The sequence below is a fragment of the Bradyrhizobium semiaridum genome (assembly GCF_020329505.1).
Lineage (GTDB): Bacteria > Pseudomonadota > Alphaproteobacteria > Rhizobiales > Xanthobacteraceae > Bradyrhizobium > Bradyrhizobium semiaridum.
On sequence record NZ_JAGKJJ010000017.1, the window covers coordinates 82,796 to 96,252 of the forward strand.

A 13,457-nucleotide genomic window follows, 5' to 3' on the forward strand; every position below is an offset into this window, starting at 1 on the left:
GCGAAGGAGCCTTAATCTTTCTCGCCGACCCTGCGCGCCATCCTGCCGAAGGAATGAGCAGGGGGGCGGCATGACACAATCGACGATGCAGCGGATCGGATCGGTGGCGCTTGTCTTCAGCGCGCTCCTTGCAGCGCTTGGCCTTGCCGGCTGCAAGGAAGAGCGGCCGCCGGGCGTCTATGACATCAGCGTCAGCGAAGCCTATCAGCGCCTGTTCGCCGACAAGCTTGCCGACATGGTCTACGCCAAGCAATGCGGCATTCTCATTCATGTGACGCCGGTCGGCGTCCCCGACCGCCAGGTCACCTGGAAGGTACACAGCAGCGGCCGCGAGGTGGTGCAATTCACCGCCGTGCTGACGCCGTTCAAGGAGAAGCAGACCAAGGTCGAGATCCGGATTCCTCCGGCCGGCAACGGCGAGATGTATGACGGCTCGCAATTCTACAAGCGGCCCGCTTTCAACCAGCCGCTGCGTCCGGCGGTGCAGGAGCAGGTCGCCGCAATTCTCGAAGGCCGCAAGTTCGACGTCCAGCGCGTCGGTCCGGGCAAGGACACGGTCTGCAACGTGCAGCGTGGCGGCCTCGGGTCGGGCCTCGTATTCCGCGTCGACGATTGATCGACATGCAGGGAGATTGATGATGAAGGCGTTGTTTGGTGGATTTCTCGTCGCCTGCGTGGCGGCCTATCTGTACTACATCTATCCCGGCGAGGGTAACGCGGTCTATCGCGTGCCGATCGGCCAGGCGCGGCAGGACCTCGCGAAGGCCCAGCTCCCGCCGCAGGTGTTCGGCAGCCAGCCGCTGGATACGACGGTCCGCGCGAGCGACACCGAGGTCGTGTGGATCGTGCGCAGGAAGAACGAGGAGCTATTCCGCTACACCGCCCAGCTCACGCCGGAAGACAAGGGCGCCGCGACCCGCGTCCAGCTGAAGCTGGAGGGCGCCAGGGGGAAGACCGAAGACTACGCCAGGAACCTGGCTGACAACCCCGGGATCCGCGACCTGTACCTGGTGGCGATGCAGGAACGCATCTCTTCCACGCTCGAGCGGCGGCCGTTCGAAATGTCGCGCATCCATCCGGCGATGGCCGCAGCCGCGGTGGCGAACATGGGCAACATCCAGAAGTCGGCCGACGCCGCCGCGGCAGCGTCCATGGAGCTCGAGCGCAGCAACATGCAGAAGGCCTATCGCAACGAGTCCAACGGCCGTCGCTGAGCGATCGTCCGTCGGACAAGCGATCAGATCATGATGCGATTGAAATTGAATCGCATCTGATCGAGGCCTACGCCCGCGTGCCGGTGAACGGAAAGCTTCCCATCGGGCCGATGCCCATTTCGCCCGAAATGCTGTCGCCGGCCACCGCGCCGGTGAATTCGAGGGTCAGCGGCATCGGGTTGGTGATCGACACCTTCCAGGCGACGCTGTCGCCGTTCACGGTGCCGTCGAAAATGTCGGTGGAATTGCCGTCGGCGCCCTGCGTGCCCGTGAGCGTGCCACCCGAGCTTTGCAGCGACAGCGTCGCCTTGCGCTCGCCCATCGGCGTTGTCAGCACAAGATTCCAGTTTCCGTCCACTGCCATTGAGTTCTCCCCTCGAGGTAAGGCGTTTTCAAGCGAAGTGGCTACCGGTTCGCGTGAAGAAAACGCGTCAAACAAGAACTTGGCGTATCGGTTCGCAGAACCGATACGCCAAGGCGTGCGGTATAACCTATCTTGCAATCCAAGCCTAGTTTACCGCTGCGGCGATCAGGCGCGGGCGGCGGCGCGCAGCCGGTTGCCGATCAGGACGCGGAAGGCGACGTACTGGATCGCGAAGGCGGCGATCTTGGCGCCAAGCAGCACGACCGAGACGTAGAACGCCCACAGCTTCATGTCGCCGGTCGCGGCGATCGCGATGGTGCCGCCGGCGAGCATGAACATCAGGACGGCCCAGGCGTAGCCTGCGAAGGTGGCGTAGTCCGGAATGGTCTCGGTCACGATCGGCGGCAGATAGCGCAGCATCCAGCCGCGCTTGAGCATGATCAGGCCGATCGCGATATGGCCGATCGCGGGCTTGGCCAGCACGAAGCGCGGATCATGGGTCAGCAGCGTCGCGCCGCCGAGCACGATCACCAGCGCAAGGCTCGCCCAGGTCATGTAGCCGAGCGTCTCGCTTTTGATGCGCGCATAGATCACCTGCGCGATCGCCCCGGCGACGGCAACGCCGGTCGCGATCAGGACGTTGTCGGTGGCGAAATAGACCACCAGGAACACGATGGTGGAGAGGAAGTCACTCGCGAGCCTGGCAAATACGCTCTTCATCGTCGTGCTTTCCGTTTCCTCGGGGTGACGATTGTCTAACGATTGGCGTCTCAGTGCGAGGGCAGCGCGCGGGCCGGCGGCGCGCTGTCCTTGGCCGTGCGATAGTGCGGATACCATCGCGTGAAGTAAACCGCCGCATTGCGTGCGGCGAAGGCGACCAGCAGGCCGGCCCACAGCGGCATCGAGGGCACGTAGAGCACCGCGATGTTGCTGATCATCATCAGCAGCACGGCGCCGGCCCAGGCCCAGGTGATCAGGTAGTTGGCCTTGGCGAAACCGGGCAGCTTCGCGGTTTCGGCGTCGACCTCCTCGATCGCATATTGCCGCGTAAAGGGATGGCCGGCCAGGATCGACCCGAGCGACACCGCCAGGATGCCGGCATCGACCGCGATTTTCACCGCGGTGGCGCTCAGCGTCGCGTCGACGAAGATCAGGTAGAGGCCGATCGCAGCGAACACGATCACCGAGCCGACGCCGAGGATCTTGATGCTGCGGCCGCGCGCGATATCGAGCGCGATCACGCCGAAGCAGATCAGCGCAGCAGCGAGCAGGCTTACGGTGGCTGATGTCACCAGCATCAACATGGCGAAGGCACCGTAGGGAGCGAGGATCAGGAAGATCGTCATCGGAAGCCTCATGGGTGATCTTTACACCGTAAAGATAGCCTAGGGGCAAACGGTGGGGGCGTCAAGCGAAATCTTTACAGTGTAAAAATCGTAAGGCGAAGAGAAAGATGCAAGTAATTACATTTGCTTGGTTTGGGGGGAGGGTCATGGCCGGGCTTGTCCCGGCCATCCACGTCTTTCCTGCAACGGGCTGCAAAGACGTGGATGCCCGGCACGAGGCCGGGCATGACGATGAGAAGCATCCGCGCCCTGACGCCAGAATTGGCGCCGCTACTCCGCGCCGACCCAATTGCCGTGGAAGCCGTCCGGCACACGGTGGCCGAGATGCACCAGCGCGGTCGGGCCCGACTCGACATTCTGCGCGTTGAAGACGGCGAGGTCGCTGCGGTTCTCGCGGGCGCGCCAGACCACGGCGAGCAGCCAGCCGTCGCCCTCGGCGGCATCAGCGCTGCGTTCGACGAAGACCGGCTCCGAGATGGTGTCGCTGGCGGGCAGCAGATAATGGCCGAGCCGCTTGCCCTTGCCGTCGACATGGACGATGCCCGCCAGCGCGAACATCGGCAGATCCGGATTGGCGCAGGCGTACCAGCCGTGGTTGCTCGAAAGCCCCGCCCGGCGGTCGTCGACGCGCGGGAATTCGCCGGTGAGATCGTCGAGATAGGTTTGCGTGAAGCGGTCGGTATTGCCCGAGAGGTCGAAGGTCCAGCGGCAATAGCGCGCGCGGCTCTTCTTCGGATCGGTCGGCGAGCCGTCGGGATGGTTGAACAGCGGCGCTTCCTCGAACTGCATCACGTCGGCGATGATGCGGTGGCCGTCTTCCCAGGCGTTCATGACGTGGAAGACGTAGCAGCTCTCGGCGCGGAACCAGACGATGTCTTTTGCAGCGCCGCTGCGCTTCATCACGCCGACATAGGCGCCTTTCTCCGGCTCCCAGGCGTACGGCGCCTGGCCGCGCATCGCGCGCTGCATGCTGCCGGTGATCGGCAGCACCGGAAACAGCACATGATTCTCGGTGACGATGAAGTCGTGCACCATGCTCGCATAGGGCGCCTCGAAGCGCTCGAACCGCGTCACCAAGCCGGACGAATTGACCGCGCCGAACGACAGCGCAGGGGTCAGCGGGCCGGCGGCGTTATAGCCGAAGAACACCAGTTCGCCGGTGACGGGATCGATCTTGGGATGCGCGGTGAACGGGCCTGATATCGCGCCCTGGTAGTCGCAATAGCCAAGGCGGTTGAGCGTGCCCGGTTCGATCTCGGTCGGCAGATGGCCTTCCTCGAGCGCGAGCAGGCGGCCGGCATGGAAGATGATGTTGGTGTTGGCGACGCCGCCATCGGTGATGATCGTATCAGGCGCGTCGGGCAGCTTGCGACCGAAGCCGCCGAACAGCGCGCGGCCGGCGTCGTGCTCGGCCTGCCATTTCGGGGTGCGGACCCAGCGGTTGCGATAGCTGGCGCGGCCGTTCTCGAGATGGAAGGCGTGCAGCATACCGTCGCCGACGAACCAGTGCGCGCCGGGCGCCTCGAACTGCGGGTTGGGCCCATTGCGATAGAGCGTGCCGTTCAGCTCGCGCGGCAATTCGCCGGAAATCTTCAGGAAGGGCGCATCGGCTTCAAACGGAATCGGCGCCAGGTTGGGTCGCACCGTGTCGAGCGTCGCCTTGTCGAGCATTCGCGTCTCCTCCAGTTATCTTTACATCGTAAAGATATCAGTAGAGGCGACATGCCCGATCGTCAAGCAAAATCTTTACAGTGTAAAAATTGCGTCATATAAGGTGACCCGTACCAGGTGACCGATGGCAAGATTATCCAGAGAACACAAAGCGAGCCGCCCGGCGCCGGCGCGGACTCGCCGTCTCGTGCGAACCGCATCCGATCGTACGGCATCGAAGCGGCGCGCCAGCGACGCGCCGTATCACCATGGCGATCTGCACGAGGCGCTGCTGAAGGCGGCCGAGCAGGTGCTCGAGCGCGACGGACTGCCGGGGCTGACATTGCGCGCCGTGGCGCGCGAGGCCGGCGTGTCGCACGCCGCCCCAACGCATCATTTCGGCGATCTCACCGGCTTGCTGAGCGAACTCGCCGCGATCGGTTTCCGGCAATTCGGCATGGCGATGGCGGCTGCGAACGCGTCGGCGGCCACGCCGGGCGAGAAGGGCATGGCGAGCGCCAAGGCCTATGTCGCCTATGCGCAGGAACATCCCGGCATGTACGGGCTGATGTTCCGCAGCGAGAAGCTCGACTATGCGCGGCCGTCGCTGCACGAGGCGTCCGAAGCCTCATTCGCAGGGCTGGCGCGCGGCGTCGGCGCCAGCCGGCAGGAGCAGATTGCAAGCGACGCACTGTCGCTGGAGCAGGCTGCCGCGATCGCATCGGCCTGGTCGCTGGTGCACGGTTTCACCATGCTGCTGCTCGACGGGCGGCTCTCCAAGATCTTGAACCTGGCGCCGGAGGGGACCACGGCCGAAATGCTGTTGACCGCGATGCTGCGGCGAACTACCCCCATCCGCCACGCATCTCACGACGCACGTCGGCCTCCCCCGCAAGCGGGAGAGGCGAAGTGAACCAGCTTATAAGCTCATGCGCCTCATATGCGTTCGTCCTGGTAAGAACGGGGAGAGGGGAAGGGCCTATCGCTTCACCAGCGACGTCGTCCGGCCGCTCTGGCCGATCGTCTTCACCTTGTCCTCGCCGCATTTGAAATCGCGGGCGAAGTCGTCGGCGGCTTGCCGGGCCAGTTCATTGGCATTGGGATTGGCCGCGACATCGACATAGGCGACGTGACACACCGCGCCCGGCGGCAGCCGGGTCACCGCGAGCATCGGTCGCGACTTCGGGCTGCTGCTCCTGTCCTCGTCGCTGTTATCGGCGATCAACCAGCGCTGGATGATGGCGAAGGGCTTGCGGCCGGCGGCGCGCCATTCGACGGTATCGCCGGTCGAGCTGAACGGGCCGAACCAGGCCTGCGCCGCTGGTTCCCGGGCGGCGGCCTGCCTGTTCGGACCCACCGAGACGACCTCGCGCAGGTCACCCTCGCTGACCAGCACCACGAGGCCGGATTTTCCCGGGCAAACACGGGTGGTGCTGCCGTCCTCCTCGTCGGGCTTGCCGATCATGCGGCAGGCCTTCGGCGCCGTCGATGTGTAGCTGCTGCTGATCGTCTCCGCGCCAGCCCGATCGGGACATGCGGCAAGCGCCATCATGGTTGTTGCAAATGCAAGGTATTTCATCGGGGAAACCTGCAATCCGGACGTTACTTTGTCTCTGACTTATGCAATCTGGGGAAGGTTCAACAGACATGCGGGAAACACCTGACAGGCGCGCGGAATCGTCCTAGAAGGGCGGCTTCGCAACTTTATCGCGTGCGCTTCCGCGTGCCGTAACCTCGATCATCATGCCCACGATATCACCCAACAAGCCCTACCGCGTCGGCCGCTCCCGTACCGGCCTCGGCCTTTTCGCCACCAAGCCGATCAAGAAGGGCGACAAGATCATCCGTTATTTCGGGCCGCTTCTCGATTCGAAAAAGAAGGATGAGGACGCGATCGAGAACAAGTATCTGTTCGAGCTCACCAACCGCTGGACCATCGACGGCTCGATCCGCGAGAACATCGCCCGCTACATCAATCATTCCTGCCGGCCGAACGCCGAGTCCGACGTCCGCCCACGCAAGCGCAAGGTGTTCATCCGCGCCATCAAGAACATCGAGCCGGGCGACGAAATCAACTACGACTACGGCACCGATTATTTCAAAGCCTATCTGAAGCCAATCGGCTGCAAGTGCGATTCCTGCGAGCGGAAGCGCAAGAAGCGGCGCGCCGAGGCGCGCGCGGAACGGCAGCGGCTGAAGGAAAAGGCCGAGCGCAAGGAAAAGCGCAAGGCCGAGAAGCTCGCCAAAGAGCGGGCAAAAGCGAGGACCAAGGTCAAAGCGAAGTCGAACGGCGTGAAAGCCAACGGCAAGGCGCTGAACGGCAAGCACCTGAACGGCCACGGCCCGACCAAGCCGGCGGGCAAGAAGACTGCTTCCTCAAAGCGAGCGTCGGCGCGAGCGCTGTACGCCTAGCTCATCTCGATGCCCGCGCCGAACGGCGCGGCAGGTACGCGCATTCCGCCAGCGTGGTTCCATCGAGCTCGCGCATGAAGGCCTCGCGCGCCGCCGCGAGTTTTGCTTTCAGCCGACAGCGCGGCAGCAGCACGCAGTCGCCGCCACCAACCCTGAAGCACTCGGCCAGCGCGCTGCCGCCCTCCAGTGCGCACTACCTCGCCCAGCGTGACCGTCTCCGGCGGCCGCGCCAGCACAAATCCGCCGCCGGCGCCGCGCTGGGTGGCGATGAAGCCGGCCTCGGCGAGGTCGCGCACCACCTTGGCGAGATGATTGCGAGAAATGCCGAACTCGGCCGCGATCTCGCCGGTGGCAAACGAGCGGCCGGGCTCGCCGGCCAGCCGCATCAGGGCGCGCAGGGCGAAGTCCGTGAACGACGTCAGGCGCATGGAAGCTCCTCGCAATCGGAACTTGGCAAATCTGCTATAGCGCTCTAAATCGGTCTTTGAAATACCTATTTAATGGAGACCGCGATGACGGAGGCAGAGCGCCGCGATCAGATCACGGCCGGCATTGTCGAGCGCACCGGCATCACCGAGACGATGATCGAGCAGCTGGTGCACGGCTTCTATGCCAGGGTGCGCAGCGATCCGATGCTGGCGCCGGTGTTCGAGGCCAGGATCGCTGACTGGGAGCCGCATCTGGTGCAGATGTGCGCATTCTGGTCCTCGGTCGCGCTGACGACCGGGCGCTATCACGGCACGCCGATGGTCAAGCACATGAAGCTGCCGGTCGACGCTGCACATTTCGACCGCTGGCTCGAACTGTTCGAGGCGGCCGCGCATGAACTGTGCCCGCCGGTCGCGGCCACGCATTTCGTCGAACGTGCCCGGCGCATCGCCGCAAGCCTCGAAATGGGCGTCGCCAGCGGGCAGGGCGTGATGCTGGGGGTTGGAGAGCGGTTTCGAAGCTCGTCATCGCCAACGAGTCCGCGCGAAGCGCGGCCCGATGACAGGCTCCGCGAGAGCCGGGAATCGATCGGGCCATAGATTCCGTGGCGCAATGGATTCCGGGCTCGCGCCAAGTGGCGCGCCCCGGAATGACAGTTCATCGTCTAGGCCGCCACCACACCCTCACTCCGGCGCATGCCGACATATTGCAGCTCGGCGAAAACGCCGGTCGCGATCGCCTGCGCCACCACCACGATCGCGCCGAGTAGGTTCGGCGACACCGCGCCCGAGAACAGCAGCGCGATGCTGGCGAGCGTCCAGGCCGCGTTGCCGACGATCACGAGCATCACCAGCGGCCTCGGCACATCCGTGCGCGTGCCGAGCCAGCCGACCAGCGCGGTGTAGGCGATCAGGAACAGCCCGGTTTCGCGCAGCAGCGCCTCCGGCAGATTGAGCCACGAGGCCAGCGCGCCGGCATCGAGCACCATCGCGACCGCCGATACGCCGCTGAAGACGGCGTCGGCGATGAACGCGCGGCGCAGCAACTGGGATGAATGGATCATGGCAGTATCTCCTCTCGTTGGGGCTGGGGTTAGCGGAACCAGGACTGGAGCTGGCGCCACAGGCGAAGCGGACACAGTGCCCTGCCGACCCGCATCTCCACCGCAGTGACCTGCGCGACCACGAACAAACCGGTGTGGTGCACCAGCGGCTGCGGCATGTTCAGGGAACGTGCGACCAGCCAGCTGGCCAGATGGGCCAGCCAGGGAATCGCAACGGCAACGACGCGGACAAGGGACAGCATCAGCATGGGTCATCTCCTGTGTTCGGGAAGATGACCGGCCGTGCGCGCCAATTCGATTACCTCAGGCGTAATGGAACGGGCGAAATTCGCATGGTAGGTTTTGCGCCATGAACGCACATGCATCCACGGCGCGGGCAGAGTCCGCGCGACCCGTCCATATCGGAGAACACCTGCGCGAATGGCGGCAGCGCCGCCATCTCAGCCAGCTCGACCTTGCGGTCGATGCCGAGATCTCGGCGCGGCATTTGAGCTTTGTCGAGACCGGCCGCTCGGCGCCGTCGCGCGACATGGTCCTCAAACTGGCGGAGCGTCTCGACGTGCCCTTGCGCGAACGCAATGTGCTGCTGGTCGCCGCGGGTTTTGCGCCCGCATTTCCGCAACGCCCGCTCGACGATCCCGCGCTGACATCGGCGCGCGAGGCGATCAACCTGGTGCTGAAGGCGCATGAGCCCAATCCGGCCCTAGCCTATGACCGGCACTACAATCTGGTCTCGGCCAACCGCATGGTGGCGCCGCTGCTCGATGGCGTGCCGCAGCGGCTGCTCGGCCAGCCCTTCAATATTCTGCGGCTCGCCTTCCATCCCGAGGGACTGGCGCCGCGCACCGTCAACCTGTCCGAATGGGCCGCGCATCTGCTGGAGCGGCTGCATCGCCAGTGCGAGGCGACTGCCGATCCGGAACTGCTGAAGCTGTATCAGGACCTGAAGTCCTATCCGATCCCGGCGCGATCGGCCCCGATCACGTCAGACAACAATGTCGCGCTGCCGTTCAAGCTGCGGCTCAACGGCGAGGTGCTGAGCTTCATCTCGACCACGATGGTGTTCGGCACGCCGGTCGACATCACGCTGCAGGAGCTGGCGCTGGAAACCTTCTTTCCCGCCGACGAGCTGACCGCGGAGCGGATGCGGCAGATGGCTGCCAGTATGAAATAGCGGCTTGTGTCGGGGCGCTTTCCGCCTAACTTTGGGGTTCCATTTTGCCGGAGCCCCGCAATGAGCACCCTGAAACCGCTTCGCCTCGACATCGTCTCCGACGTCGTCTGTCCCTGGTGCTACATCGGCAAGCATCGGATCGAGGATGCGCTCAAGCTGGTCCCCGACGTGCCGGTCGAGGTGCACTGGCGACCGTTCTTCCTCAACAACTGGATCCCGCGCGAAGGCATCAGCCGGGAGGAATACCTCACCGCCAAGTTCGGCTCGATCGAAGCCTACAAGGGCATCGCCGGCCGCGTGGTTGCGGCCGCAAGCGAGGAGGGGCTGAGCTATCATCCTGACATGGTCAGGCGCCAGCCCAACACGATCGACTGCCACCGCCTGATCCACTGGGCCGGCGCGCAGGGCAAGGCGGCCGAGATGAAGCAGCGGCTGATGGAGCTCTATTTCCGCGACGGCGGCGATCTCACCGACACCAACGTGCTGGTGCAGGCGGCGGCCGATGTTGGCCTCGACGCTGATGAGGTGCGAGCGCGCCTTGCCACCGACGAGGATGTCGCCCGCATCTCGGCGGACGCCCAGGAGGCTGCGGACAAGGGCATCTCCGGCGTGCCGACCTTCGTGTTCGCGCAGAAATACGCGGTCTCGGGCGCCCAGCCGGCCGAACAGCTCGCCCGCGCCATCCGCCAGGTCTCGGCCGAGATCAACGCAGAGGCCGCGGAGTAGGCAGCTTGAAATTCGTGGACGCTCGCGCAACTATCCGTTTCGGAGAGATCGATGAAGATCAAGATCGTCGTGCATGAGGCTGAGGAGGGGGGCTTCTGGGCCGAAGTCCCTGCGATTCCCGGCTGTGCCAGTCACGGCGAGAGCATGGAAGAGCTCATGCAAAATCTGCAAGAGGCGATCGAGGGCTGCCTGTCCATCGAGGTCGCCGCGCCCGAGCCGGGTGGTGTCGAGCGGATGCTGGAATTGCCAGCGTGAAAGCCCTATCCGGCCGAGAGTTCGCTCGTATCATCGAGCGTCACGGCTGGACGTTGCTGCGCATGAGCGGGAGCCACCACATCTACGGAAACCCGGCAGCATTGTGAGGCTTTCGGTCCCGATCCACGGCAACAGGCCGCTGAAGACGGGCCTGCTGCGACATCTCGCCAAGCTTGCCGAAATCCCAGATGAGGATCCTTAAAGCGTCGTCTTCTCCATCCATTCTCCGATAGTTTCAACGTCAAGCAAGAAGATTGGAAAGCGTCATGATCTATGAGCTGCGAACCTACACTGCCCGTCCGGGCACGGTCGGCGAGGTGGTCAAGGCGGCGAGCACGCTGTCGCGTGACATCCGCGGCGACAATTTCGGTAAGCTGGAAGGCTACTGGATCACCGAGATCGGCCCGCTGAACCAGGTCATGCACATGTGGAGCTACGCCGATCTCAACGAGCGGACGCGGCTGCGCGGCGAGCTCGGCAAGAACCCGCGCTGGACGGGGGAGTATATTCCGGCGATCCGTCCGTTCCTGGTGCGGCAGGAGGTCCGGTTGCTCAACGCGATCATCCCGCCGGTCGCGCCGGCCACCTCGGGCAACGTCTACGAATTCCGCAACTACCGCGCCAAGCCGCTCGGCGCCTCCAGGCAATGGCAGGACTTGTTCACCGGCGTGATGCCAACGCGCGAGAAATATTCGAAGATCGTCGGCCTCTGGTACACCGACGCCGGCCAGCCGAACGAGGTCTGCCACATCTGGGCCTATCCCGATCTCAACGCCCGCGCCGAGGCGCGCGGCAATGCGATGAAGGATCCGGCCTGGCAGGAATTTCTCGGCAAGGGCACCCAGCTGCTGGAAGAGATGCACTCGACCATCATGCTGCCGGCGCCGCATTCGCCCCTGAAGTAACGGCTGCGGTGTCCGCGCGCCGCGTCACGAAAGCCGGGTCACAAAAGCCATGGCCGCATCATGTTGCGTGACGCCGCTCCTTCCAGCGCGGCTATTGCGCCGGTGCAGACTTGCGCCGGTCGCGGACGAGGTGGATTGCGCTGCGCGCCGCGTCCCAGGCGAAGCCATGCAATCTGAGCGCGGCAACGATCGCCGGGACCAGCGGATCGCGGCGCCGCAGCGGCAGCAGCACGTCGCCGATCGCGAACCGGCCGCGCCAGATCGGATCGATCATGGGATGGCCGGGCGCCGCAGTGGAATCGGCCGAGGTGATCGCGGGATCGGCGCACAGGTGCCGCGTCAGCTCCAGCGTCAATTGCGTGCCGGGCGAATATTTCGCGAAACGCTCGTCGATGCCGATCTTGAAGAAGTAGGCGCGGTGCCGGTCCCGCACCACGATGCCGCCCGCGACCGGCGTCTCGCCGGCATACAGCGTGATGATCTCGCAGCGGCCGGACTCGGCCATCGCGGCCGTCGCTCGGCGGATGAAGGTTGCGTCGCCGGCATGCTGGCCGAGCGCGGTGCCGCGCTGGCCCTTCCAGCCGCCGGCTTCGAGCGCGAGGAAGGTTTCGAGCGCGGCGGCGACCTCGCGCGGCGTGCGTGCGACGTCGAAGCGCACGGCGCCGTGCTCGGCGAGGCGCTTGCCCTGCCGGCGCAGCTCCTTCGCTTTCTTCGTGCCGAGCGCATCGCGCAGCAGATCGTCGGCATCGCGCGTCGCGTCGAGCTCGGCGCGCTGATAGGCGCTCAAGATGCGCGGCTGCAGGCCGTCGCGCGCCAGCACTGCGCGGATCGCGGCCATCGCCGGACCCTCGAGCGACATCGTGCGCAGGATCAGCGCATGCGCGCCCGCATGGCGCGCCTGCCGGAACATTCTGGTGACCGCATCCTCGGCCGCGTCGCGATCGAGCAGCGGCGTGCAGAGCGTGCCGTAGGGCTCGGCGCCGACCAGTGCGGGCAGGGGGATCTTGTAAATCCGTTGCATCGGGACGACCGGCAGCACGCCGATCAACTCCCCGGCATCGTTGCTGGCGGTCAGCACCGAGGCATCGGTGCGGCCGCGCGCGGAGGCGTCGACCGCCAATTCCCAATCGGGCTGATAGTAACCGTTGGGCTCGATGGCGCGATCGGCGAGCGCACGCCACGGGCCCGCGGGCGTTGCAGCCAGCGGCGGCAGCGCACGCACATCCTTCGCATCCCTGGCATCCCCATCGGATGCGCGGCGGATCATCGCCCGGTCAGCAATATCGGCCACGTCGCTATTCCCCATGCCAGGCCGTCCCTGTCGGCCTGCATTCGTCAGCGGTCACGCTAGCGGAAAGAAATGGATAATGCCGTTGAGGCTGTCCGGCAATTTGAGCGGTAGCATTAACGGGCCGTTCAGCATGCAGAGGCCGGGCATGACGAGGCCGCCGGAGCACCGGCGGCCTCATCGTGCCGCAAGCGGGTTACCAGCGATCGTGGTCGACGCCGACACCGACACTGACGCCGGGCGCGCGGATGCCGACACCAGCGCGCGGGCCATCATCCCAATCGCGATCGCGATAGACGCGGCGTTCGATGTAGCGTTCGCGCGGCTGATAGCCGTAGGATTCGCGCACGATGGTGCGGCTGCCGCGGCTGCGGTAACAGCGTCCGTCCTCGTCGCAGACCGTGCGGACCTGCTGCACCAGACCGGGGTTCGCGTATTCCGTGCTGCTGACCATATCCGATGCCTTGGCCGCGCTGCCAACCGACAATGCGCCGACGCCGGCAAGTAGTGCGATCGCAATATTCCTCATGGTTCCACCTCCTCGTACCGGTACTGCCCTCCGCGAGACAAACAAGGGCGAAGGCATTCGTTCCGAGGGTTCCCCGAGTTTCGTGCGGTGCCATGCAAGCTA

General features: G+C 65.0%; 20 protein-coding genes. 10 read left to right on the plus strand and 10 right to left on the minus strand.

Annotated elements, in window-relative coordinates; genetic code table 11:
* Positions 1-70: 70 nt before the first annotated feature.
* Together J6500_RS19875 and J6500_RS19880 are read left to right on the plus strand one after the other, a co-directional pair.
* Positions 71-616 carry a hypothetical protein gene (locus J6500_RS19875; RefSeq protein ID WP_225714380.1) on the plus strand — a complete coding sequence of 182 codons (546 nt, stop codon included), beginning with the start codon at positions 71-73 and terminating at the stop codon, positions 614-616.
* A gap of 22 nt (positions 617-638) precedes the next feature.
* Positions 639-1,214, plus strand: coding sequence for a hypothetical protein (locus tag J6500_RS19880; RefSeq protein WP_225714381.1), 576 nt, complete (start codon positions 639-641; stop codon positions 1,212-1,214).
* A gap of 67 nt (positions 1,215-1,281) precedes the next feature.
* On the opposite strand, the gene J6500_RS19885 is transcribed toward J6500_RS19880, so the two are convergent.
* The 4 genes from J6500_RS19885 to J6500_RS19900 all read right to left on the minus strand — a co-directional run bounded on the left by J6500_RS19885 (position 1,282) and on the right by J6500_RS19900 (position 4,595).
* On the minus strand, positions 1,282-1,578 hold the full coding sequence (locus J6500_RS19885; RefSeq protein WP_225714382.1) for a hypothetical protein: 297 nt from the start codon (positions 1,576-1,578) through the stop codon (positions 1,282-1,284).
* Between the two features lie 165 nt (positions 1,579-1,743).
* On the minus strand, positions 1,744-2,298 hold the full coding sequence (locus tag J6500_RS19890) for an inner membrane-spanning protein YciB (RefSeq protein ID WP_225714383.1): 555 nt from the start codon (positions 2,296-2,298) through the stop codon (positions 1,744-1,746).
* 50 nt (positions 2,299-2,348) lie between these two features.
* Complete coding sequence (locus tag J6500_RS19895; protein WP_225714384.1) at positions 2,349-2,924, minus strand: hypothetical protein; 576 nt, start codon at positions 2,922-2,924, stop codon at positions 2,349-2,351.
* A gap of 270 nt (positions 2,925-3,194) precedes the next feature.
* A complete protein-coding gene (locus tag J6500_RS19900) occupies positions 3,195-4,595 on the minus strand; it encodes a carotenoid oxygenase family protein (protein ID WP_225714385.1) in 1,401 nt (466 codons plus the stop codon).
* A 124-nt stretch (positions 4,596-4,719) separates the two neighbouring features.
* On the opposite strand from J6500_RS19900, the gene J6500_RS19905 reads away from it, so the two are divergent.
* Positions 4,720-5,487, plus strand: coding sequence for a TetR/AcrR family transcriptional regulator (locus J6500_RS19905; RefSeq protein WP_225714386.1), 768 nt, complete (start codon positions 4,720-4,722; stop codon positions 5,485-5,487).
* 66 nt (positions 5,488-5,553) lie between these two features.
* On the opposite strand, the gene J6500_RS19910 is transcribed toward J6500_RS19905, so the two are convergent.
* Positions 5,554-6,153 (minus strand): hypothetical protein, encoded by a 600-nt coding sequence (locus J6500_RS19910; protein WP_225714387.1) that lies wholly within the window; start codon positions 6,151-6,153, stop codon positions 5,554-5,556.
* A 164-nt stretch (positions 6,154-6,317) separates the two neighbouring features.
* On the opposite strand from J6500_RS19910, the gene J6500_RS19915 reads away from it, so the two are divergent.
* Positions 6,318-6,986, plus strand: a complete 669-nt coding sequence (locus tag J6500_RS19915) for an SET domain-containing protein (protein WP_225714388.1) — start codon at positions 6,318-6,320, stop codon at positions 6,984-6,986.
* Here the strand turns inward: J6500_RS19915 and J6500_RS19920 are convergent.
* Complete coding sequence (locus tag J6500_RS19920; protein WP_225714389.1) at positions 6,983-7,414, minus strand: RrF2 family transcriptional regulator; 432 nt, start codon at positions 7,412-7,414, stop codon at positions 6,983-6,985. The genes J6500_RS19915 and J6500_RS19920 overlap by 4 nt on opposite strands.
* An 84-nt stretch (positions 7,415-7,498) precedes the next feature.
* Here J6500_RS19920 and J6500_RS19925 point away from each other — a divergent pair, with 84 nt between their 5' ends.
* Positions 7,499-8,014: a group III truncated hemoglobin gene (locus J6500_RS19925; protein ID WP_225714390.1), complete on the plus strand. Its 516-nt coding sequence runs from the start codon at positions 7,499-7,501 to the stop codon at positions 8,012-8,014.
* Between the two features lie 65 nt (positions 8,015-8,079).
* Here the strand turns inward: J6500_RS19925 and J6500_RS19930 are convergent, their stop codons facing one another.
* Both J6500_RS19930 and J6500_RS19935 read right to left on the minus strand, forming a co-directional pair.
* Complete coding sequence (locus J6500_RS19930; RefSeq protein WP_225714391.1) at positions 8,080-8,478, minus strand: hypothetical protein; 399 nt, start codon at positions 8,476-8,478, stop codon at positions 8,080-8,082.
* Between the two features lie 29 nt (positions 8,479-8,507).
* Positions 8,508-8,726: a hypothetical protein gene (locus J6500_RS19935; RefSeq protein ID WP_225714392.1), complete on the minus strand. Its 219-nt coding sequence runs from the start codon at positions 8,724-8,726 to the stop codon at positions 8,508-8,510.
* A 101-nt stretch (positions 8,727-8,827) separates the two neighbouring features.
* Here J6500_RS19935 and J6500_RS19940 point away from each other — a divergent pair, with 101 nt between their 5' ends.
* From J6500_RS19940 to J6500_RS19955, 5 genes are all read left to right on the plus strand, one after another.
* Positions 8,828-9,652 carry a helix-turn-helix domain-containing protein gene (locus tag J6500_RS19940; RefSeq protein ID WP_225714393.1) on the plus strand — a complete coding sequence of 275 codons (825 nt, stop codon included), beginning with the start codon at positions 8,828-8,830 and terminating at the stop codon, positions 9,650-9,652.
* 60 nt (positions 9,653-9,712) lie between these two features.
* Positions 9,713-10,378, plus strand: a complete 666-nt coding sequence (locus tag J6500_RS19945) for a DsbA family oxidoreductase (protein WP_225714394.1) — start codon at positions 9,713-9,715, stop codon at positions 10,376-10,378.
* Positions 10,379-10,429: 51 nt separating this feature from the next.
* On the plus strand, positions 10,430-10,633 hold the full coding sequence (locus tag J6500_RS19950; protein ID WP_225714395.1) for a type II toxin-antitoxin system HicB family antitoxin: 204 nt from the start codon (positions 10,430-10,432) through the stop codon (positions 10,631-10,633).
* Positions 10,630-10,740 carry a type II toxin-antitoxin system HicA family toxin gene (locus tag J6500_RS32335; protein WP_512699712.1) on the plus strand — a complete coding sequence of 37 codons (111 nt, stop codon included), beginning with the start codon at positions 10,630-10,632 and terminating at the stop codon, positions 10,738-10,740. Before J6500_RS19950 ends, J6500_RS32335 begins: the two co-directional genes overlap by 4 nt.
* 159 nt (positions 10,741-10,899) lie before the next feature.
* Entirely contained in the window at positions 10,900-11,538 is a 639-nt protein-coding gene (locus tag J6500_RS19955) for an NIPSNAP family protein (RefSeq protein WP_225714396.1), read from the plus strand.
* Between the two features lie 91 nt (positions 11,539-11,629).
* On the opposite strand, the gene J6500_RS19960 is transcribed toward J6500_RS19955, so the two are convergent.
* Both J6500_RS19960 and J6500_RS19965 read right to left on the minus strand, forming a co-directional pair.
* Entirely contained in the window at positions 11,630-12,829 is a 1,200-nt protein-coding gene (locus tag J6500_RS19960; RefSeq protein WP_225714397.1) for a GNAT family N-acetyltransferase, read from the minus strand.
* Positions 12,830-13,022: 193 nt separating this feature from the next.
* Positions 13,023-13,355: a hypothetical protein gene (locus J6500_RS19965; RefSeq protein ID WP_225714398.1), complete on the minus strand. Its 333-nt coding sequence runs from the start codon at positions 13,353-13,355 to the stop codon at positions 13,023-13,025.
* Between the last annotated feature and the right edge of the window lie 102 nt (positions 13,356-13,457).